This is a genomic window from Caldanaerobacter subterraneus subsp. tengcongensis MB4 (assembly GCF_000007085.1).
Lineage (GTDB): Bacteria > Bacillota > Thermoanaerobacteria > Thermoanaerobacterales > Thermoanaerobacteraceae > Thermoanaerobacter > Thermoanaerobacter subterraneus.
The window spans coordinates 1,544,253-1,565,333 of record NC_003869.1 but is presented as its reverse complement, the minus strand read 5'-3'; the positions used below and the strand labels follow the sequence as shown (position 1 = coordinate 1,565,333).

The following is a 21,081-nucleotide window of genomic DNA, read 5'->3' as shown; positions in this document are numbered from 1 at the left end:
CCTCCTTCCTAAGCATTCTGCCTATTTTCTTTTTTAGGCCTTGTTTTTATTCCATATTTTTGGTCAAATTTTCTGTCATAATAGAAAAACTGCAAACTACCAACTACCATTATTATTAACGCGATAGGTATTGACGCTTTTGCAATATCTATAGCTTCTACAGTATAGTTTAATTCTTTTAATACGCCAACAATTAACAAAACTCCTCCTGCTGCAACAAAAGCATTCTGCCCAAAGAAATTGCCATAGTTTTCTACTGCAGCTTCTAATCCCTTAATTGTTTCATGGTCTTCGCTTTTTATTTCGCCATATCTATTCATTGCTGCCCCTTCTGCCATAGGTAGTATCAAAGGTCGTATAAATTGTACATGTCCGCCAAGCCTTAAGCCGAACATCGCTGATAATGTTCTAAGTACTAGATATAAAGCAGTTACTTTCCCCACTGTAGCTGCTTTTATTTTCCCTATTACATATGCAGCTCTTTCACGGAGGCCATACCTTTCAAGGATTCCAATTACAGGCAATGAGACAATAAATATAGACATATACCTATTCTCTACAAAAGCTTTCCCTAAAATTTCTACAATTTTAGGAAAAGGCAATCCTGCCACCAGGCCAGTCACAATACCAGCAATTAAAACCACTGCTAAAGTATCGAGCTTTAAGATAAATCCCACAATAATGATTAAAATACCAATTAACTTAATCATAAACTACCCCCTTTAAAATGGATTTATTTTTTTATAATTATATCAACAATACATAAATAAAACTGTAGTCACGGCTACAATTTGCCCGTGTCAAAATTTTGTAGGTAAAAAATTTTTTGTAGCCGACCTCACCGCTAATAACTTATAAGCTTGATTAGTAATTTATATATATTCCATTTATGTTAAATTATTACTTTAACAAAAACACAAATATCCTTTCTTTCTCTGCTTTTCTTAATGTAAAATAATAGAACTATACTCCTTCCTCAAATACCTACTGCCAAATCTTTGTGCTCGTGTTATTTCCTTTAAAATGTATTTTATCCATAGCTTGCTCGCAAATGGATCTTCCAGTATATGTCTCTTCGTCATACCACAGGGCCTCTAGCAAGTTCTTCTGCAAGTGATAGGGATTTAGTCTATATTCTGCTTCGTTTTCCTTTACTATTTTCATTAAAATCTTGAACCAAAAGCAGGATTATACCCACTACACTATGTGTCGAATATCTAATAATATATCGGACCTTACCTTCCTTTTGTTTTGATTTTTGGTTTTTTCCCGGTGAGGTCTTTTTTTCTACATTAATACCTCATTTTTTCTGCTTTGTCACGTACTGAAATTTCACACTATCAAGCAAATGTGCGAAAAAGCACATTAAGAAATGTGTAGTGCACACTGAAATGGAAAATTAGCCTATCAATTTAGTAGAATTAAAACAGTAAAAGAGCAGAAGAGATGGCACAAAAATTGCAAAGGGTACAATGTAGAATAAAGATGAGGGGGTAATGATTATGTACAGAGTGGATATAAATAGCGATATTGGAGAGAGTTTTGGAGCTTATAAAATAGGAATGGATGAAGAGGTAGTCAAATATATTTCTTCTGCCAATATTGCATGTGGCTTTCATGCAGGAGATCCAATGGTAATGGCTTTGACTGTTGACCGTTGCTTAAAAAATGTGGTTTCAATAGGGGCACATCCTGGTTTTCCTGATTTGCTAGGGTTTGGAAGGAGAAATTTGGACGCTTCTTCAGAAGAAATAAAAAATTACGTTATATATCAAATAGGAGCATTACAGGCTTTTGCTGCAATCAGAGGTACAAAATTACAGCATGTAAAGGCTCATGGAGCTCTTTATAACATGGCAGCAGTGGATGAAAAAATTGCCATGGCAATTGCAGAAGCTATAGCTTCTGTAGACAGAAATTTAATATGTGTTGGAATGGCAAATACAGCGATGGAAAGAGCAGCAGAGAAGGTTGGATTGAGATTTGCATATGAGGTCTTTGCAGATAGAAATATAAATCCAGATGGCACTCTAGTTTCTAGAAAACATCCCAATGCCATAATCCACGATGAAGAATTGGCTTGCAAGAGAGTCTTGAGGATGGTAAAGGAAGGGGTTTGTGAGGCAATAGATGGGACTTTGGTAAAAGTAAAGGTTGACACTATATGTGTACACGGTGATAATCCGCAGGCTGTGGAGTTTGCAAAAAAGATAAGGGAAACTTTAGAAGAAAACGGAGTAGACATACTTCCAATGGGCGAATTTGTATAAAGTGAGGAGTTGATATAGATGTACGAAAAACCCCGAATATTGCCTTTTGGCGACAAAGGAATTGTAGTTGAGTTTGGAAATGAAATAACCGTCGAATGCAATGAAAAAGTTGTAAATCTTTATCGAATATTAAAGAAAGAGAGTAGACAAGGAATAATTTCTATGATTCCCACATATAGGTCTCTCCTTGTAAAGTACAATCCTTTACAGATTTCCTACAATGAGCTGATAAAATATGTTTCAGAAAAAATGGATAAAGAAGTAGAAATAAAAGAGGAATTTAAACCGCAGGTGTACGAAATACCAGTGGTATACGGGGGAGAATTTGGGCCTGACCTTGAATTTGTAGCTAAACACAATAATTTATCTATTGAAGAAGTAATAGCAATTCACAGCGCTCCACTTTACAGAATTTATATGGTAGGTTTTACTATGGGATTTGCATATTTAGGTGGAATGTCCGAAAAAATTGCTACACCGCGCCTTGAGACTCCTCGCACAGAAATAAAGGCAGGGTCCGTGGGGATTGCTGGGAATCAGACTGGGATTTATCCTCTTTCGAGTCCGGGAGGATGGCGAATAATAGGGAGAACTCCTGTGAGATTGTACGATCAGGAGAGAGAAAAGCCAATTTTATTTGAGGCAGGAAACTATATAAAGTTCATTCCCGTCTCTGAAGAGGAATATTACAAGATAGAAAAAGAAATACAAGAGGGTAAATATCAACTGCGCATTTACGAATATCTAAATCATAATCTGAGTGGGTGATAAAATGGAATGTTTTAAAGTATTAGAGCCGGGATTATTTACTACTATTCAAGATTTAGGTAGGTTTGGCTATGAGAGCCAGGGAGTTCCTACTTCTGGAGCAATGGACGAATTTGCTTTTAGGATAGCTAACAGACTTTTAGAAAATGAAGAAAATGATGCGTGTTTGGAAATTACTCTTGTGGGACCTACTTTAGAAGCATTAACTGATACTTTTGTAGCTGTGACAGGAGCAGAGATGCAACCTATGGTAAACGGTATACCAAGACCTATGTGGTCTTCTTTTCCTGTGCGAAAAGGGGATATTTTATCTTTTTCTCCTATTAAGTCAGGCTTAAGGTCATACCTTGCTGTTAAAGGCGGATTCAAAGGGGACTACGTGATGGGAAGTGTTTCTACGTATACCCGGGGTAAATTAGGAGGTATCAAGGGCAGGCGCTTAGAAAAAGGCGACATACTAGAAAAGAATCCTTCTCCTCAGGTGTTACTGCAGACAAGGAAAGTGCGTGAAGAGTACATTCCCTCTTACTCTTCTGAAGAGGAGGTAAGAGTGATATTAGGACCTCAGGATGATTATTTTGAAGAAGAAACTATAAAAGTGTTTTTAAGCTCGTCTTATGTCATCAGCAAAGATTCAGACAGAATGGGGTACAGATTAGAAGGACCTTTTCTTAAGGCGAAAGAGAGGTACGATATTATCTCAGACGGGCTTTTACCCGGAGCAGTCCAAGTACCTGCGAATGGCCAACCGATTGTAATTTTGAAAGATGCCCAGACTACGGGTGGATATACTAAAATCGCTACGGTTATTTCTCCAGATCTATCAAAAATAGCTCAGTTAAAACCAGGGGATAGAATTAGATTCAGGGTAATAACTTTGGAGGAGGCTCACAGGGCTTTGGAAGAGATAGAAAAATTAATAGAGAAGATAAAAACTTCCGCAAAAGAGATAAAGTACTTCACAGTAAGGGTGGATGAGGAAACTTTTGATGTGAGTGTAGAACCTTTTTGAGGAGTGAAATGAATGACAAAGGAAAATAGCGTGAAAAAGTTTAACATAATCCAAGAATGGTGCAAAGGCTGTGGGATCTGTGTGGAATTTTGCCCCAGAAAAGTTTTAGAGATAAAGAATGGCAAAGTCCATTTAATTGACGATGAAAAATGCATAAAATGCGGAATATGTGAAATGTACTGCCCTGATTATGCCATTTATGTTGAGGAGGAAGAGGGATAATTTGGTAGAGTGTTAGTAGGGAAGATTTTTAAAAAGCATGAGAAGATATTATAAAAAATAAGGTAAAAATTATGGTTAAAAATTTGGAAGTGGAATATGACAGGAAGGTATGAACAGATGCACTTAAGATTTATTTCTTCAATTTGAAGATGGTAATATCAATTGACAAAATTTCGGGATCTGGTTATTATGAAAGGGGTCCCGAAATTTTATTTTATAAAAACTGGGCAGGAGGAAGAAAAAATGAAGGAGATAAGCGTTGCTCATCTTGTAAAATCTGAGGACTTAAACCACCATGGTACGCTTTTTGCTGGAAGAATTGCGGAGTGGTTTGTGGAAGCCTGTTTTATAGCTGCTTGCGACCTCATAAAAAAGCCTGAAAATATAGTGTGTCTAAAGATACACGGGTTGGAATTTAGAAAGAGTGCTACAAAAGGGGATATAATAAAGATAAAGGCGAAGGTGGTTCTGACAGGAAGGTCCAGCATAAAAACTTACGCAAAAGTATACAAAAACGATGAAGAAGAACCTATACTTGAAGGTTTTGCTACATTCATTCATGTAGATGAAGAAGGGAAACCAGTACCTCACAACGTTGTACTGCCTGAGCCGGAAAATGAGGAAGAAATGAGATTAAGAGAAATAGCTGCTCAGCTAAGATAAAAAAGGGAGGGGCGGACTTCTCACCCCTCCTTTGGCTATTAGAGGCTTAAGGTGTGTAGAGGTGGAAAGATGGTTTACGAGAGAAAATCTCTCCTTTTTACCATACTTACCACCTCCTGCACCCTTTGCCTACCTTCCACTTTAATAATTACAACAAAGGTCAGGGAAAGTCAAAGTCAAATAAATGAATTTGTTTGCGATTTTCCAGCAAAATTATTGAAAAACTACAGAAAATCTCTATTTTTCTTCTGTTTTCGCTTATTTACTCTTTCTTAATTGTATGTACAAAAATTTTATAATCCTTAAAAAATTATTGAAAAAGCGCAAGTTTAAGTGATATAATATTCATGGACAACGTTTTATGTGGGAAAATAAATAGAAGGGATGGGGATAGATGAAGACAATTATAAACACTGATGCTGCTCCAAAGGCTATAGGACCCTATTCACAGGCAGTTTTAGTAGATGGATTTTTATACACCGCAGGACAAATAGCTATTGACCCTGCCACAGGAGAAATGGTAGAGGCTGACATTGAAAAGCAGACAGAAAGAGTTTTGGAAAATATACGGGCCATCTTAAGAGCTGCAGGTATGGATTTTAACAACGTTATAAAGACCACTGTATTTGTCACAAATATGGCTGACTTTGCAAAGATTAATGAAATTTACGGAAGGTATTTTAAAGACAATCCTCCGGCCCGTTCACTGGTCGAAGTAAAAAGTCTGCCAAAAGGTGCTTTAATAGAGATAGAGGTAGTTGCTCATAAGTAAGAAACTGTTTTTCTGTCTTTTTAAACTGCTATTAAACGATTACAGGCTGGGGATAAAAATTTTAGGAGGGATTTCTGTGTACGATGATTTGACGAGAATGGCTGAGCCTTATAAGATCAAAATGGTGGAGCCGTTGAAAATTACCACGAGGGAAGAGAGAATAAGGCTTATCAAAGAAGCCGGGTATAACTTGTTTTTATTAAAATCTGACGACGTGTACATTGACCTTTTGACTGATAGCGGCACTGCTGCGATGAGCGATTATCAATGGGCAGGTATGATGCTGGGGGATGAATCTTACGCAGGAAGCAGAAACTATCAGCATTTGTGCGAAGTTGTTCAAGATATTTTTGGCTATAAGTACGTTGTGCCAACCCATCAAGGGCGCGGAGCTGAAAAGGTGTTGTTTCCTCTTCTCATAAAGAAGGGACAGTATGTACTTGGTAACATGCATTTTGATACCACAAAGGCCCATATTGAGCTAGCAGGCGGAATTGGTATAGACATGGTGATAAAGGAAGCTGAGGACACAGAAAACTACCATCCTTTTAAAGGAAATTTTGATGTTGAAGCTTTGGAAAATTTCATAAAAGAAAAAGGTGCTGAAAACATAGCTTTTATTTTAGCAACGGTGACCTGCAACAGTGCGGGTGGACAGCCTGTTTCAATGGAAAACATAAAAGAAGTGAGGAGAATTGCTGATAAGTACGGTATCAGGCTTTTCTTTGATGCAGCAAGATTTGCAGAGAATGCCTATTTCATAAAACAGAGAGAAAAAGGCTATGAAAACAAATCCATTAAAGAAATAGTAAGAGAAATGTTCTCCTACGGCGATGGCTTCACAATGTCTGCCAAAAAAGATGCGCTGGTAAACATCGGCGGCCTTATCGCTATAAAGGAGGATGAGGAGCTTTTTACAAGGGTTAAGACGATGCTCATACCTATGGAAGGTTTTGTAACATACGGCGGGCTCGCTGGGAGAGACATGGAGGCTATGGCGAGAGGCTTAGAAGAAGTTCTTGATGAAAATTACCTTGCTTGGAGAATAAATCAGGTAAAATATTTGGGGGACAAGTTGAGAGAGGCAGGCATACCGATTCAGTACCCGACTGGCGGTCATGCTGTATTTATAGATGGCAAAAAGTTTTTGCCTCACGTGCCTCAGGAACAATTTCCTTCCCACGCAATTTGCGTAGAACTTTATATAGAAGCAGGAATTAGGGCTGTAGAAGTAGGTGCTCTTCTAGCAGGAAGGGACCCAGAGACAGGTCAAAACAGGCTTCCAAAACTTGATTTTGTCCGACTTACCATTCCTAGGAGAGTTTACACGAACAGTCACATGGACGTGGTAGCAGAAGCAGTGAAGAGGGTATATGCTAGAAGAGACCAAATAAAGGGTTATAGGTTTGTATATGAACCTCCAATTTTGAGACATTTCACTGCTAGATTAGAGCCTGTAGAATGAGGATGGCGTTTGCCATCTTCTTTTTTTGTGATAAAATGAAAGAAGGAAAATAGAGAGATTTATAGAATATTTATTGATAGGTGAGAAATTGTGAGGAGAAATATAATAAAAATATTAGCTTTTATGGTTATTTTAGCATATGCAGGAAAATCTGTGGTCAGCGTTTACACTGAAAAGAAAGACACTGCAACTGTTACGTACGGAAATGTCATTTTGGGTTTTAATACAAAAGCTTACATAATTAAAGATGAGATGATAATTAAAGCTCCTTTTGATGGCAGAGTGGAAAAACTGGTGAAGGAAGGGGAAAGAGTTTCAAAAGGGCGCGCTATTTTGGAAATATATTCTTCTTCCTTTGATGAGGAAAAGTTAAGACAGCTGGAAGCAGTGGAGAGTGAATTAAAAAAGCAGGATACAAATATCCCCTTTTACAAAGACCTTCAAAAGATTGATGAGATGATAAAAAAAGAGCAGGATAATTACAAGGAGGCTTTGAAAAAAGATGCGGAGCTTGCAAAGAAAATTTTAAGGAGAATAGATAGTTTAAAGGCTAAGAAAGAAGAGATTTTGAAAAAAGGGCCTCTAGTGCTTCAAAACATTGAAAGTTTGAAGGAGCAAAAGGAATACCTTGAGAAGTACATATCTGACAACACTGTCACCATAAATTCTCCTGAGGCTGGAATTATAAGCTACACTTTTGAAGGAGTGGAGGACATTTTAAACACAAAGAACATGTTTGATTTAAAAATACCAAAGCTTTCTAATTTGGTTTTCGAAAATAAAGAGGTGAGTGGGGAAGTCAAAGAAGGACAACCTGTTGTTAAAATAGTAGATAATTTTGACTGGTATTTAGCTGTGATTTTAGAGGATAAACAGGCAAGTCTTCTTAAGGAAGAGAGCGGAATAAAAATTTTATTTTCTGATTATCCCAATGAAATGCGGGGAAGAGTTATAAAAGTCTACAAGGGTGACGATAAATTATATGTAGGTATAATAAAGATGATAGATGAATATCCTGATTTTTACAAAAAGTCAAAGGCAGATGTAGAGATAAAATTGAAAGAGTGTTGGGGATTGAAAATACCTGTTTCAGCGATTGCTGTTGAAAATGGGAAAGAAGGCGTGTGGGTGCTTAAGAATGGGACTTCTAAACCTGTGTTTAAAGAGATAGAGATTGAAATTTCTGATGGAAGCTATGCTATTGTGAAGGGGTTGAAGATTTACGATAGAGTTTTGCTCCAAAAAGAGAGGAATAGGGGGGATTAAAAACGAGCATCTGTGAAAATGTAAAAAGAATAAAAGAAACCATTGCGGAACATGCGCTAAAAGTTGGAAGAGACCCTCAAGAGATACTGATTGTGGCAGCTACAAAAACTTTTGGGGTAGATGCTATTAAAGAGGCCATTTCCTGCGGAATTACTGCTATTGGCGAAAATAGAGTGCAGGAGCTTATGGAGAAATATCCGCATCTTAAAGGGCAGGTGGATTTTCACTTTATAGGTCATCTTCAGACAAATAAGGTGAAATACATTATAGACAAGGTGAAGCTTGTTCATTCGCTGGACAGAGAAAAACTGGCGGAAGAAATTGATAAAAGGGCGAAACAAAAGGGGATTATAATGGATTGTCTCATTGAGGTAAACATAGGAGGTGAAGATACTAAATTTGGCATTTCGCCGGAGGAGATGCATAACTTAGTGAAAAAATTGGAAAAATATGATAATATAAAGATAAAAGGACTTATGACGATTGCTCCTTATCTTCCTCCAGAAGAAGTGAGGCCATATTTTAAAAGGATGAGAGAACTTTTTGAGGATTTAAAAAGAATTAATCAGAGGAATGTAGAAGCTCAGTATCTCTCAATGGGGATGTCGAATGACTACTGGGTGGCAGTGGAAGAGGGAGCTAACATAGTCAGGATTGGCACCGCCATTTTTGGAGAAAGACGATAAAAGCGGAGGGGTTAAAATGTCTTCGAAGGTAATAGATAAGATAATGAGTTTTTTGGGAATTGAAGAAGAGGAGGAGGAAATTCAAACTCCTCAGCCTGTGGTTTCTTATGACAGAAGACCTAAAGTGGTCAACATCCACACCAATCCTCAAATAAAGGTATTGATATCTAAGCCAGAGAAATTTGAACAGGTGCTTTCTATATGCAATGAACTTAAAAGCAAGAAGCCTGTGATTGTGGATTTGCAGAAAATGGATAAAAGTGAGGCTCAAAGGGTGGTAGACTTTTTGAGCGGAGCTGTTTATGCCCTTAACGGAGAAATTACTAAAATATCGGGCTATATATTTTTAGTGGCTCCAGAGAATTTTGATGTAACAGGCGATATAAAAGAAGAAGTGAATGCGCTCTACAATTTAAACTAGATAGTGAGGAGGATGAATTTTGCCTACAAACTACGTGATTTTAACAGCCTTAAACTACTTTTTTGAAGTGATAACGTGGCTTATCCTCATAAGAGTCATCCTTTCTCTTCTGAGGATGGAGAACATGTCAAACCCGATCTCGCGGTTTGTAATTGTGACTACAGAACCGCTTTTAGAGCCTTTTAGAAGGCTTCAATTCATGTCATCTTTTGGAAGGAATTTGATAATTGATTTTTCTCCTGTCTTTGCTATTTTGGTCATTCAGTACGTGGTGAGGCCTTTAGTTTTTCAATTAGTATTCTGGCTGATGAGGTGAAAAATGGAAAAGGATTATGCGATAGCTCGCATGGAGGATGTTTTTAAGGGTTGTTTGAAATCAAAAAGGTTGCAGTATACCGACTTTTTGACGCTGTCTGAGCAGAAACAGTTTGAGAAACTTGCTTTAAAGTATAAAAGCGAGGGAGTGAAATACCTTCTAGAAGGGGGATATCCTTCTGCTGAAAGAAAGATTGCAATTGTTTACCCTGACTTTTTGACCTTTAGAGAGGAAGAATTGCCTATTGTAGCTTTAAGAGTGGAGGGAAAAAATAGATTCTCTCATAGAGAGGTCTTGGGGTCTATTCTTGGTTTGGGAATAAAGAGAGAAAAAGTTGGCGATATAATTGTAAAGGAAAGCAAGTGTGATGTGATTTTAAAGGAAGAGATGAGGGATTTTTTGCTCTTTAATTTAACTAAAATAGGGAGAGAAAGTGTGGAAGTCCATGAAATTGAGCTTTCAGATGTGATGCAGCCGGAGATTAAATACAAGGACATTTTTTCTACTGTGGCATCGCTCAGGGTAGATAGCGTTGCCGCCTCTGGCTTTGGCATTTCGCGCACCAAAGCTTCAGAGCTCATAAAAAGCGGGCTTTTGCGGGTAAATTGGGAAGCTGTAGAAGACCCTTCATTTCACGTTGGGGAAGGGGATGTGATTTCTTTAAGGGGGTTTGGCAGGATAAAATTGCAAGAAATAAAGGGGAATACTAAAAAAGGTAGAATTTCTATACATATTTTGAGGTATCTGTGACAACTAAAGAGAAAGGAGGGATATTAATGCTGACCCCAATGGATATACATAATAAGGAGTTTAGGAGGTCTTTTCGCGGCTATAACGAAGAAGAGGTGGATGAGTTTCTGGACAAAGTAATGGAAGATTATGAAATGCTCTACAGAGAAAATGCTGAGCTTAAAGAGAGAATAAATATAATGAATGAAAAGCTTCAGAGTTATATAAATATGGAAACAACTTTGAACAATACTTTGATAGTGGCTCAGAATACGGCAGAAGAATTAAAGAGAAATGCGGAAAAAGAAGCACAACTTATCATACAAAATGCTCATCAGACTGCTGAAAAGATACTGGAGCAAGCCAATCAAGAAGTCGTAAAGATAAGAATGGAGCTTGAAAGGTATAGAAAGCAACTTAACATCTTTAAAGCGAAGTTTAAAGCGCTTTTAGAAGCTCAGTTGGAGGCAATACTTTCTATAGACGAGAAAGAATTACTGCCTGATGGGGAAGAGGTGGAGGATGTCACAGAAAATGCCCAGTAGGCTGGGAGTTGTAGGGATACTCGTTTACGACAGAGAAAAGGTGGCAGATAAAGTAAATCACATACTGAGTGAGTATGGCCATATCATTGTAGGGAGGATGGGGATACCCTATAGGGATAGAGGTGTATCTGTCATCGCACTTATTGTGGACGGTACAACTGATGAAATAGGGGCCATGACGGGGAAATTAGGGAGGCTTCCAGGGGTTAAGGTTAAATCAGCCCTCACTGCCTAGATTTTAATTGTATTGACTTAATGGAGGATGTGTTATATAATTTGAGTAAAAATAATATCGGGAAAAGCTATGAAGAGGACGAGTAGGTAGAAGCGGCTTTCAGAGAGTTGGCGGTTGGTGCGAGCCAATAAGTTCGTTTCTACTGAAAATCCCCTCGGAGCTGCAGGCTGAACTTGTAAGTAGGCTGGGCCGGATTTTCCGTTATCTAAAATGAGGGATTAAGGCAAAGCTTTGCTTTGTCTTAATAATTAGGGTGGTACCGCGAACTTCTCGTCCCTGACGAGAAGTTTTCTTTTTAGTAGGAAAAATCTTAAAGAGGAGGTAGCGAGAGTGGATTACAACAAGACTTTAAACCTGCCAAAAACGGATTTTCCAATGAAGGCAAACCTTCCAGTAAGAGAGCCAGAGATATTGAAAAAATGGGAAGAAATGGACATATATCGCAGAGTTTTAGAGAAAAACAAAGGAAAAGAGAAGTACATTTTGCACGATGGTCCGCCTTATGCCAATGGGGATATACACATAGGGACTGCCATGAACAAAGTTTTAAAGGACATAGTAGTGAAATATAAAACCATGAGAGGATATGATTCTCCTTATGTGCCAGGGTGGGATACTCATGGGCTCCCAATTGAGCAACAGGTGATAAAAATTTTGGGTGTAAAAAGGCATGAGATGAATCCTGTAGAGTTCAGAAAAGTGTGTAAAGACTTTGCTTTTTCTCAGATTGAAAGGCAGAGGCAGCAGTTTAAGAGATTGGGGGTAAGAGGGGATTGGGAAAAGCCCTACCTTACTCTTGACCCGGAATATGAGGCTAAGCAGATAGAAGTGTTTGGGGAAATGGCAAAAAGGGGCTATATATACAAAGGGTTGAAGCCTGTGTACTGGTGCCCGAGCTGTGAGACAGCTTTAGCAGAGGCAGAAATTGAGTATTTTGATGAGACTTCGGACTCTATATACGTAAAATTTAGGGTAAGGGATGACCTTGGCAAATTCAAAGGGATTGTTGAAGACTTGAGTAATGTGTACTTTGTCATCTGGACTACTACTACATGGACCATTCCTGCTAACTTGGCTATTGCTTTGAATCCCGAGTTTGACTATTCTCTTACAAAATTTGGAGATGAAGTGTACATCATAGCAAAGGACATGATAGAAGAGGTGAGAAAAGAGACAGGCTTGGGAGATTACGAGATACTGGCTACTTTTAAAGGCAAAGAACTGGAAGGAATGAAAGCAGTACATCCAATTTATAACAGAGATTCCATAGTTGTGCTTGGAGAACATGTGACTCTGGATGCGGGTACTGGATGCGTTCACACAGCTCCGGGCCATGGTGAAGAGGATTTCCTCGTAGGTCAAGAATATGGGCTTGAAGCTTTAAACCCCATAGATGAAAAGGGGTATTTCACAGATAAGGCGCCTGGATATGAGGGGCTTTATTACGCTGAGGCAAATAAGGTTATAAAGGAAGACTTGAGAAAAGCAAATGCGCTTTTGGCAGAGAAAAAGATCACCCACTCATATCCTCACTGCTGGAGGTGTAAAAGTCCTATACTTTTTAGAGCAACAGAGCAGTGGTTTGCTTCCGTAGAAGGCTTTAGAGAAGAAGCATTAAAGGCTATAAAGGAAGTTAACTGGTACCCTGCGTGGGGAGAAGAGCGCATCACAAACATGGTAAGGGATAGAAAAGACTGGTGCATATCTAGGCAGAGGGTATGGGGGGTTCCAATACCAATTTTCTACTGTGAAAATTGCGGCAAACCCTTGATAAACGATGAGACTATAAATGCAGTAAAGGAACTTTTTAGGCAAAAAGGTTCTGATGCTTGGTTTGAAATGTCAGCAGAGGAAATACTGCCTGAAGGGATAAAATGTGAATGCGGATCTACCAAGTTTAGGAAAGAGACAGACATAATGGACGTATGGTTTGATTCCGGTTCCAGCCATGCAGCTGTTTTAGAGACTCACCCTGACTTGAAATGGCCTGCAGAGCTTTATTTAGAAGGTTCTGACCAGCACAGAGGATGGTTCCAGTCTTCTCTTTTGACCGCTGTGGCAACGCGTGGCAAAGCTCCTTACAAGAATGTGCTAACTCACGGCTTTGTGGTGGACGGAGAAGGCCGAAAGATGTCTAAGTCATTGGGAAACGTAGTGGACCCCGCAGAAGTGATTCAAGAATACGGGGCTGACGTCTTGAGGCTTTGGGTGGTATCTGCCGATTACACTGCAGACATGAGGACTTCTCCTGAGATACTAAAGCAGATAGCAGAGGTGTACAGAAAAATCCGCAACACTGCTAGATTTTTGCTTGGAAATCTTTATGACTTTGACCCTGATAAAGACATGCTGCCTTACGAAGAGCTTTTAGAGATAGACAAATGGGCTTTATACAGGCTTAACAGGTTGGTCAAGCAGCTTACGGAGTCTTTTGATAAATACGAATTTTACGACTTTTTCCACCCTGTCCACAACTTCTGTGTTGTAGACATGAGTAGCTTATATTTGGATATTTTGAAAGACAGGCTGTACACTTACCCAGCTAAATCAAAGGAGAGAAAAGCTGCGCAGACGACTCTGTATATCATCCTGGACACTCTGGTAAAGCTTATGGCACCGGTTCTCGCTTTTACCTCGGAGGAAATATGGTGGCACATGAAGCATGACAGAAATAACAACTTTGAAAGCGTGCAGTTGGCAGACTGGCCGCAGGTAAAAGAGGAGTATGACAACCCTTATATCATAGAAAAATGGGAAAAGCTCTTTGACATAAGAAAAGACATTTCAAAAGCTTTAGAGATAGCGAGAAGTGAAAAGAAAATAGGGCACTCTCTGGATGCCCAGGTGGATATTTATCCTTCTTCAGAGCTATACGAGTTCTTTAAAGGCTTTGAGGATTTGCAGTACGTATTTATAGTTTCAAAGGTGGTATTGCATGACCCACAGGAGGTTGCGCCAGAGAATGCTTATGTAAGCGAGGATTATGACCTTAAAATAACGGTTACCCGCGCGCCAGGTGAAAAATGCGAGCGCTGCTGGATGTACAGCGAGACAGTTGGAACTATAAAAGAACATCCTACTATCTGTGCAAGATGTGCTTCTCACATTGAGGAGCAGTTAAAGGTATAGAAAGGGGATTCCCCTTTCTATACTTATATTTTTGATAGGAGGGGAAAGAAGTGAATTTGTTAATTAAAAATGTAAACCTTCTTTCCATGGAGGAAGATAAGGTATTAGAGGGCGTGAATGTGTATGTCGAGGGAGATACTATAAAGCACATAGGAGAGTTGCTCCCTGATGTTAAAGTAGACGTAGTCATTGAGGGAAAAGATAAGCTTGCAATGCCAGGTCTCATAAACGCTCATACACATCTAGGGATGTCTTTGTTTAGAAATTATGCAAATGATGTACCTCTTTTTGACTGGCTTACAAAGTACATATGGCCGCTTGAAGCAAGGCTTACTGCAGAGGATGTTTACTGGGGCTCCCTTCTTAGCATGATAGAGATGATTTACTCAGGTACTACTACTTACTGTGATATGTACTTTTTTATGGAGGAAGTAGCAAAAGCTACAGAAGAAATAGGCATAAGAGGCGTGATTTCCAGGGGAATTATAGAAGAACAGGATGCCAAAGTTAATGAAGAGAAGCTAAAGGATACGGAAAATTTGTATAACGCTTGGAATGGCAAGGCTGAGGGCAGAATCAAAGTGATGGTAGGACCTCACGCACCTTACACCTGTGGACCAACTTATTTGAAAGAAATTTTGGACCTTGCCAAGAGATTAGGTACGGGGATTCACATTCATGTGTCAGAGACAAAGAGGGAAGTAGAAGAAAGCCTTGAAAAGTACGGTAAAACCCCTGTACAGCATTTAAAGGATTTGGGAATTTTTGAAGTGCCTACTGTAGCTGCTCACTGTGTACACCTTACAGATGAAGATATTGAGGTATTAAAAGAGATGAAAGTCTCTCCTGTGTACAATCCCACCAGCAATTTAAAGCTGGCAAGTGGATTTGCTCCTGTAGAGAAAATGTTAAAAAAAGGGATAAATGTTGCTCTTGGAACTGACGGTCCTGCCAGCAACAACAATTTAAACATGTTTGAAGAGATTCATTTCGCGGCCACCATCAACAAAGCCTTAAATGAGGATGCTCTGTCTGTACCTGCTTTTGAAGCTTTAAAGATGGCCACAGTGAGTGGAGCAAGAGCGCTTTTATGGGAAAGAGAGATAGGCACTATTGAGGTTGGGAAAAAGGCAGATGTAATTCTCATAGACCTTAATAAACCTCATTTACATCCCAAGAACGACTTAATCTCTGCTTTAGCCTATTCTGTTCAGGGTTCAGATGTAGATACAGTTATAGTAAATGGCAAAGTGATAATGGAAAAAAGGGAGATAAAAACTGTGGACGTAGAGAGGGTTTACTACGAAGTGGAGAAAAGGGCTCAAAATTTGATAAGAGGAGAAATCAGTTGACAGCCCCTTTCTCTTGTTATATGATGGATTTAGTGGGAATATTCATACAAAAACGGGGTGAAAAACGTGCTTTTAAAATATGAGAGAGAACAAATAGTAGAGTACGGCAAAAAGCTCATAGATACAAATCTCACCAGAGGTACAGGGGGAAATTTAAGTGTTTATGACTATAAAAGTGGACTTATGGCTATAACTCCTTCGGGAATGGACTATTATGAATTAAAAGCTGAAGACATATTGGTGATGGATTTAGAGGGAAAAGTTGTAGAAGGGACAAAGGTTCCTTCTACTGAGTACGAGATGCACAGGATTTTTTATGTAAGAAGAGATGACATAAAAGCAATTATTCACACTCATCCTGTCTATACTACTACTCTAGCTTGTCTTCACTGGGACCTGCCCCCTGTTCATTACCTAATAGCTTTGGCAGGACCTGATGTAAAATGCGCTAAATACGCTACTTTTGGTACTAAGGAACTTGCTGAGAACGCTTTTGAGGCAATGAAAGGCAGAAAAGCTGTTTTGCTAGCTAATCACGGGCTTCTAGTTGGTGCTGAAGACCTTCCGAATGCCTTCAATATAAGTATACAGATCGAGTATGTAGCAGAACTTTACTATAGAGCAAAATCTATAGGCGAACCTGTGCTTTTATCTTCTGAAGAGATGGAGCTTATGATGGAGAAGTTTAAAACTTATGGGCAGGTAAGAAAATAAAAAATTTAAAAGGAGTGAAAAAGTGAAAGCCCTTTATTTTGACGGAAAGCTTAAGCTAAAAGACCTTCCAAAGCCTGAAATAGAAGAAGGAGAATCGTTGATAAAGGTTTTACTGGCTTCTGTGTGTAACACTGATATAGAGATAATGAAAGGGTATAAAAATTTTAAAGGAGTACTTGGGCACGAATTCGTAGGAATTGTTGAAGATTCTTCTAATCCGCAATTGATTGGTAAAAGAGTGGTTGCGGATATCAACATAGCTTGTGGTGAGTGCGACCTGTGCAAGGAAGGGCTTTTCCATCACTGCAGAAATAGAAAGGTCTTGGGTATATTCGAAAAGGATGGAGCTTTTGCGGAGTATATTACGCTTCCTAATCGCAATCTTTTCATTGTGCCTGATAGCATTAAAGATGAAGAAGCTGTTTTTACTGAGCCTTTGGCGGCTGCCTTAGAAATTCTTGAGATGTATCATATAAAACCTACTGATAAAGTTGTAGTCATAGGTGATGGCAAACTTTCTCAGTTTATAACGCAGGTGGTAGCTCTTACAGGATGTGACCTTTATGTGGTCGGTAAACATGAGGAAAAACTTGAGCACCTCAAAAATAAAGCTAATACTCTTCTTTTGGAAGAAGTTGAAAGGCTTGAGACTAAAAGCGTGTTTGACGTCGCTATAGAATGTACTGGCAATGAGGACGGATTGAAACTTGCTCAGCAGCTGGTTAAACCTACTGGCACAGTTATTTTGAAGAGCACATACAATGCTTATGCTACTTTGAATCCCACTGATTGGGTGGTGAATGAGATAAAATTGATAGGTACAAGGTGCGGTCCTATGGCGTCTGCCTTGAGGCTTCTTGAAAAGAGGTTTGTCACTACTGATTACCTCATAAGCGGTTTTTATAAGTTAGAGCAGTATGAAGAGGCTTTTTCTCCAAAAAATACTTTTAAGGCAGTTTTTGACTTAAGAGGTTAGGAGGAGTTGGAATGAAGGAGATTAAGACAATGGAATTTAGAGATGGCGTGCTTTATCTGATAGACCAGAGGAAACTTCCCTTAAGTTATGAATTTTTTGAATGCAGAACTTATCAGGATGTAGACTTTGCTATAAAAGACATGGTAGTAAGGGGTGCTCCGGCGATAGGAGCAGCTGCAGCTTATGGCGTGGTACTCGCAGCTCAGCAGTTTATGAAAGAAGAGAAGGAAAATTTTTTAAAAAACATGGAAAATGCTCTAAATGTGCTTTCAAAGTCCAGGCCTACAGCTGTGAACCTCACCTGGGCTATTGGCAGGATGAGGGGTGTTTTAGAAAAGGTAAAGGATTTGAGTGTTTCAGATATATACGAGGCGTTAAAAGAAGAAGCCAATAAGATTTACTTTGAGGATTTAGAGACAAATAAAAAGATGGCTAAGATTGGAAATGAAGTGATAAAGCCAAACGCAGTCATACTGACTCACTGCAACACAGGAGCTTTGGCCACAGTTGGCTATGGCACAGCTTTAGGGGTCATAAGAGAAGCCCATTACAGCGGAAAGAATATTTTTGTATACGCTGATGAGACAAGGCCCAGGCTTCAGGGGGCGAAATTGACAGCTTGGGAACTTGTCCAAGAGGGAATACCGGCTAAATTAATTGCTGACAGTGTAGCTGCTACTCTCATAAGAGATGGAAAGATTGACATCATACTCGTGGGGGCAGACAGAATAGCCCTAAACGGAGATACTGCTAATAAAATCGGTACCTTCATGCTCTCTGTTGTGGCAAAAGTGTACAATGTTCCTTTTTATGTGGTGGCACCTACCAGCACCATCGATTTTAACATAGAGACTGGAGCCGAAATAGTCATAGAAGAAAGAAGTCCTGAAGAGGTAACACATATAAATGGTGTGAGAATTGCACCTGAAGGCATAGATGTGTACAACCCCGCTTTTGATGTTACGCCCCATGAAAATATCACTGGTATAATCACAGAAAAGGGCATAATAAGGCCGCCTTTTAGAGAGAACATATTGAAATTGAGGTGAGGGTTAGGACATGACGTTAAGCGATAAGGAAATAATTGTGAAAGATTTGACATTTCGCTACAAAGAGCAAAAGGACAGAAATGCTATAGAGGGGATTAACTTAGAAGTAGAGAAGGGTGAGTTTATTGTGATAATGGGTCCCAGCGGTGCAGGGAAGTCTACTCTGGCTCAATGTTTAAATGGCCTTATTCCGCATTTTACGAAGGGACACTACAGTGGAGAAGTTGTGGTAAGAGGTATAAAGGTGAAAGAGACGCCTGTCAGCAAAATGGCGAAAGAGATTGGGCTTGTTTTTCAGGATTTTGAGGCACAGCTTTTTTCTACTAATACAAAACTCGAAATAGCTTTTGGACCCGAAAATTTTGGAGTTCCTAGAGAAGAAATTGAGGAAATAATAAGGAGAGTTTTAAAAATTGTAAACCTAGAAGGGCTAGAGGACAGACCTCCTTCTACCTTATCAGGTGGGCAAAAGCAAAGGCTCGCGATAGGGTCAGTTCTAGCTTGTATGCCCAGCATACTTTGTATGGATGAGCCCACTACTGATTTAGACCCTATAGGTAAGATTGGAGTTTTTAATATAGCAAGGGAGCTCCATGAAGAAAAAGAGTTAACCCTCATAATAATAGAGCACGAGACAGAAGAAGCTTTAAATGCGGACAGGATAATTTTGATGGAAAAAGGTAAGATAATAAAAGATGGCAAACCAAGAGAAGTTTTAAAAGAAGTAGATTTGATGGAAAAAATAGGGTTAATGCCGTTGCAGATTCCCAAGTATTTTTCACAGGTTTCTAATCTTGAAAAAGCAGACCTTCCTCTAACTTATGAGGAAGGGGTGCAGAAGTTTAAAGAGTTGGGGCTTCAAATTGATGAAGGTAAATATCAAGAAATTCTAAGAAGAGAAGATGAGAGAGAAAAAAGCTATGGAGATGTAATCATACAAGCTAAAGATGTAGAATATGTCTATTCCAATGGTACGAAAGCTTTGGATGGAATCAATCTGGAGATTAGAGAAGGGGAATTCATAGCTCTTTTAGGACACAATGGGAGTGGAAAAACTACTCTAGCAAAGCATTTTAATTGTCTTTTAAAACCCACAAGAGGCAGTGTTATTGTATATGGAAAAGATACTAAAAATTCAAATGTGTATGAAATAGGAAATTATGTGGGATACGCTTTTCAAAATCCGGACCATCAGATTTTTGCAGATACTGTGTACGATGAAATTGCTTTTGGACCCCGCATGAGAGGCTGTACTGAAGAGGAAGTTAAAGAGAGAGTAGCAGAAGCTTTAAAGGCAGTGGACATGGAGGGGTTTGAAAAAGAAGATCCTTTTGCTCTGTCTAAAGGAGAGAGGCAGAGGATTGCTGTTGCCTCCATTTTAGCAGCAAGACCTAAAGTTATCATATTAGATGAACCTACTACTGGTTTGGACTACAAAGAGCAAAAGAGGATGATGGAACTTGTAAAAAGGCTTAACGAAAGCGGACATACTATAATAATGATAACCCACACCATGTGGATTGTCGCAGAGTATGCTCACAAAGTAGCAGTTATGAGGGATGGAAAAATTGAAATGTACGGAAAAGTAAGGGATGTGTTCAAGGAGGAAGAAAGGCTTTTAGAGCTTTCTCTGAAGCCCCCTTCAATAGTGAGTTTGAGCAACAGGCTTGGTAAGACATTCCTTTCTGTAGAAGAAATGGTCAGCTGTACAAAGAGGTGAAAGCTTTATGGAGATGTTTCTTTACATGGATAAAGATAGTATTTTACATAAATTAGACCCTAGGACAAAAATATTTATCATGTTAATAAGCTTTGCAATAGCTTTAATGTTTAGCTCTTTATCTTTGCTCCTTATCCTTTCTTTTCTGGTCATATTATATGGAGCTTTAGGGAAAGTTCTCAGCAATTTAAAAAGGATACGAGTAATTTTGATAATGATTGCCATAATGTCAGTTATACTTTGGGCTTTAACTTATCCGGGGACTACAAGGCTTTGGGGGCCTGTTACGAAAGAAGGAATTATATATGGAATCGCTATAGGAATAAAATTTGATGTAATGATAATAGCAGGCATGATATTTTTAAGCTCCACAAAAATTGAAGAAATATCTTTAGGTTTAGTAAAACTTGGCATACCTTATAGACCTGCTTTTGCGTTTTCTACTGCTGTGAGATTAGTTCCTATGATAGTTTCTACCAGTTACATAATAACGCAAGCACAAAAATCAAGAGGATTGGACCTGGATACAGGAAACATTTTACAAAGAATAAAAAAATACATTCATCTTTTAATACCTGTTCTTATCTCCGTAATTAGGCAGGCAAATATATTGGCTATGGCTTTAGAGTCGAAAGGATTTGGATACAGTGATAAGAGAACAAGCTATTTGGAGATAAAATTTGAAGTTAGGGATTATGCCTTTTTGGCAGTAGCTCTATTGATTTTGATTGTCGCAGTGTATTTTAAATTTAAATAGCTGTAGGAGGTAAA

22 protein-coding genes and 1 other annotated feature are annotated in these 21,081 nt (G+C 38.9%); of the genes, 21 read left to right on the top strand and 1 reads right to left on the bottom strand.

The window, feature by feature from the left end; translation table 11 throughout:
- Positions 1 to 8 precede the first annotated feature (8 nt).
- On the bottom strand, positions 9 to 710 hold the full coding sequence (locus TTE_RS07685; protein WP_011025843.1) for a DUF969 domain-containing protein: 702 nt from the start codon (positions 708 to 710) through the stop codon (positions 9 to 11).
- Positions 711 to 1,502: 792 nt separating this feature from the next.
- Between TTE_RS07685 and TTE_RS07675 the strand changes: the two genes are divergently transcribed.
- From TTE_RS07675 to TTE_RS07575, 21 genes are all read left to right on the top strand, one after another.
- Positions 1,503 to 2,270 carry a LamB/YcsF family protein gene (locus TTE_RS07675; RefSeq protein WP_011025842.1) on the top strand — a complete coding sequence of 256 codons (768 nt, stop codon included), beginning with the start codon at positions 1,503 to 1,505 and terminating at the stop codon, positions 2,268 to 2,270.
- A gap of 18 nt (positions 2,271 to 2,288) precedes the next feature.
- Complete coding sequence (gene pxpB / locus TTE_RS07670; protein WP_011025841.1) at positions 2,289 to 3,038, top strand: 5-oxoprolinase subunit PxpB; 750 nt, start codon at positions 2,289 to 2,291, stop codon at positions 3,036 to 3,038.
- A gap of 4 nt (positions 3,039 to 3,042) precedes the next feature.
- Entirely contained in the window at positions 3,043 to 4,050 is a 1,008-nt protein-coding gene (locus TTE_RS07665) for a biotin-dependent carboxyltransferase family protein (RefSeq protein ID WP_009610353.1), read from the top strand.
- A 12-nt stretch (positions 4,051 to 4,062) separates the two neighbouring features.
- Positions 4,063 to 4,272, top strand: a complete 210-nt coding sequence (locus tag TTE_RS07660) for an indolepyruvate ferredoxin oxidoreductase subunit alpha (RefSeq protein ID WP_011025839.1) — start codon at positions 4,063 to 4,065, stop codon at positions 4,270 to 4,272.
- A gap of 243 nt (positions 4,273 to 4,515) precedes the next feature.
- Positions 4,516 to 4,935, top strand: a complete 420-nt coding sequence (locus TTE_RS07655) for an acyl-CoA thioesterase (RefSeq protein ID WP_011025838.1) — start codon at positions 4,516 to 4,518, stop codon at positions 4,933 to 4,935.
- Between the two features lie 394 nt (positions 4,936 to 5,329).
- Positions 5,330 to 5,707 (top strand): RidA family protein, encoded by a 378-nt coding sequence (locus tag TTE_RS07650; protein WP_011025837.1) that lies wholly within the window; start codon positions 5,330 to 5,332, stop codon positions 5,705 to 5,707.
- A gap of 76 nt (positions 5,708 to 5,783) precedes the next feature.
- A complete protein-coding gene (locus TTE_RS07645) occupies positions 5,784 to 7,172 on the top strand; it encodes a tryptophanase (protein WP_011025836.1) in 1,389 nt (462 codons plus the stop codon).
- 90 nt (positions 7,173 to 7,262) lie between these two features.
- The gene (locus TTE_RS07640) at positions 7,263 to 8,438 is read left to right on the top strand and encodes an HlyD family efflux transporter periplasmic adaptor subunit (protein ID WP_011025835.1); all 1,176 of its coding nucleotides are present in this window, start codon (positions 7,263 to 7,265) and stop codon (positions 8,436 to 8,438) included.
- Between the two features lie 8 nt (positions 8,439 to 8,446).
- Positions 8,447 to 9,124, top strand: a complete 678-nt coding sequence (locus TTE_RS07635) for a YggS family pyridoxal phosphate-dependent enzyme (RefSeq protein WP_081427411.1) — start codon at positions 8,447 to 8,449, stop codon at positions 9,122 to 9,124.
- Positions 9,125 to 9,140: 16 nt separating this feature from the next.
- The gene (locus TTE_RS07630; RefSeq protein ID WP_011025834.1) at positions 9,141 to 9,545 is read left to right on the top strand and encodes a cell division protein SepF; all 405 of its coding nucleotides are present in this window, start codon (positions 9,141 to 9,143) and stop codon (positions 9,543 to 9,545) included.
- A 19-nt stretch (positions 9,546 to 9,564) separates the two neighbouring features.
- On the top strand, positions 9,565 to 9,861 hold the full coding sequence (locus tag TTE_RS07625) for a YggT family protein (protein ID WP_011025833.1): 297 nt from the start codon (positions 9,565 to 9,567) through the stop codon (positions 9,859 to 9,861).
- 3 nt (positions 9,862 to 9,864) lie between these two features.
- A complete protein-coding gene (locus TTE_RS07620; protein WP_011025832.1) occupies positions 9,865 to 10,611 on the top strand; it encodes an RNA-binding protein in 747 nt (248 codons plus the stop codon).
- 26 nt (positions 10,612 to 10,637) lie between these two features.
- Positions 10,638 to 11,135, top strand: coding sequence for a DivIVA domain-containing protein (locus tag TTE_RS07615; protein WP_011025831.1), 498 nt, complete (start codon positions 10,638 to 10,640; stop codon positions 11,133 to 11,135).
- Entirely contained in the window at positions 11,125 to 11,370 is a 246-nt protein-coding gene (locus TTE_RS07610; protein ID WP_031313946.1) for a TM1266 family iron-only hydrogenase system putative regulator, read from the top strand. The genes TTE_RS07615 and TTE_RS07610 overlap by 11 nt, the downstream gene beginning before the upstream one ends.
- 60 nt (positions 11,371 to 11,430) lie before the next feature.
- Positions 11,431 to 11,651 (top strand) — a binding site (T-box leader).
- A 49-nt stretch (positions 11,652 to 11,700) separates the two neighbouring features.
- Positions 11,701 to 14,499 carry an isoleucine--tRNA ligase gene (gene ileS, locus TTE_RS07605; RefSeq protein ID WP_011025829.1) on the top strand — a complete coding sequence of 933 codons (2,799 nt, stop codon included), beginning with the start codon at positions 11,701 to 11,703 and terminating at the stop codon, positions 14,497 to 14,499.
- Between the two features lie 50 nt (positions 14,500 to 14,549).
- Positions 14,550 to 15,851, top strand: coding sequence for an amidohydrolase (locus TTE_RS07600; RefSeq protein WP_011025828.1), 1,302 nt, complete (start codon positions 14,550 to 14,552; stop codon positions 15,849 to 15,851).
- A 66-nt stretch (positions 15,852 to 15,917) separates the two neighbouring features.
- Positions 15,918 to 16,565, top strand: coding sequence for an L-fuculose-phosphate aldolase (locus TTE_RS07595; RefSeq protein ID WP_011025827.1), 648 nt, complete (start codon positions 15,918 to 15,920; stop codon positions 16,563 to 16,565).
- A 22-nt stretch (positions 16,566 to 16,587) separates the two neighbouring features.
- Positions 16,588 to 17,541 carry an MDR/zinc-dependent alcohol dehydrogenase-like family protein gene (locus TTE_RS07590; RefSeq protein ID WP_011025826.1) on the top strand — a complete coding sequence of 318 codons (954 nt, stop codon included), beginning with the start codon at positions 16,588 to 16,590 and terminating at the stop codon, positions 17,539 to 17,541.
- An 11-nt stretch (positions 17,542 to 17,552) separates the two neighbouring features.
- Positions 17,553 to 18,590, top strand: a complete 1,038-nt coding sequence (gene mtnA, locus TTE_RS07585) for an S-methyl-5-thioribose-1-phosphate isomerase (RefSeq protein ID WP_011025825.1) — start codon at positions 17,553 to 17,555, stop codon at positions 18,588 to 18,590.
- A 10-nt stretch (positions 18,591 to 18,600) separates the two neighbouring features.
- Positions 18,601 to 20,310: an ABC transporter ATP-binding protein gene (locus tag TTE_RS07580; RefSeq protein WP_009610073.1), complete on the top strand. Its 1,710-nt coding sequence runs from the start codon at positions 18,601 to 18,603 to the stop codon at positions 20,308 to 20,310.
- Positions 20,311 to 20,317: 7 nt separating this feature from the next.
- On the top strand, positions 20,318 to 21,067 hold the full coding sequence (locus tag TTE_RS07575; protein WP_011025824.1) for an energy-coupling factor transporter transmembrane component T family protein: 750 nt from the start codon (positions 20,318 to 20,320) through the stop codon (positions 21,065 to 21,067).
- The last annotated feature ends 14 nt before the right edge of the window (positions 21,068 to 21,081 follow it).

Excerpts from the sequence above, each read along its gene's own strand:
- TTE_RS07575 (WP_011025824.1), top strand. The coding sequence starts at position 20,318 with ATGGAGATGTTTCTTTACATGGATAAAGATAGTATTTTACATAAATTA.
- TTE_RS07650 (WP_011025837.1), top strand. The coding sequence starts at position 5,330 with ATGAAGACAATTATAAACACTGATGCTGCTCCAAAGGCTATAGGACCC.
- TTE_RS07630 (WP_011025834.1), top strand. The coding sequence starts at position 9,141 with ATGTCTTCGAAGGTAATAGATAAGATAATGAGTTTTTTGGGAATTGAA.
- TTE_RS07610 (WP_031313946.1), top strand. The coding sequence starts at position 11,125 with ATGCCCAGTAGGCTGGGAGTTGTAGGGATACTCGTTTACGACAGAGAA.
- TTE_RS07685 (WP_011025843.1), bottom strand. The coding sequence starts at position 710 with ATGATTAAGTTAATTGGTATTTTAATCATTATTGTGGGATTTATCTTA.
- TTE_RS07660 (WP_011025839.1), top strand. The coding sequence starts at position 4,063 with ATGACAAAGGAAAATAGCGTGAAAAAGTTTAACATAATCCAAGAATGG.
- TTE_RS07580 (WP_009610073.1), top strand. The coding sequence starts at position 18,601 with ATGACGTTAAGCGATAAGGAAATAATTGTGAAAGATTTGACATTTCGC.
- TTE_RS07655 (WP_011025838.1), top strand. The coding sequence starts at position 4,516 with ATGAAGGAGATAAGCGTTGCTCATCTTGTAAAATCTGAGGACTTAAAC.
- pxpB (WP_011025841.1), top strand. The coding sequence starts at position 2,289 with ATGTACGAAAAACCCCGAATATTGCCTTTTGGCGACAAAGGAATTGTA.
- TTE_RS07675 (WP_011025842.1), top strand. The coding sequence starts at position 1,503 with ATGTACAGAGTGGATATAAATAGCGATATTGGAGAGAGTTTTGGAGCT.
- TTE_RS07665 (WP_009610353.1), top strand. The coding sequence starts at position 3,043 with ATGGAATGTTTTAAAGTATTAGAGCCGGGATTATTTACTACTATTCAA.
- TTE_RS07615 (WP_011025831.1), top strand. The coding sequence starts at position 10,638 with ATGCTGACCCCAATGGATATACATAATAAGGAGTTTAGGAGGTCTTTT.
- TTE_RS07620 (WP_011025832.1), top strand. The coding sequence starts at position 9,865 with ATGGAAAAGGATTATGCGATAGCTCGCATGGAGGATGTTTTTAAGGGT.
- mtnA (WP_011025825.1), top strand. The coding sequence starts at position 17,553 with ATGAAGGAGATTAAGACAATGGAATTTAGAGATGGCGTGCTTTATCTG.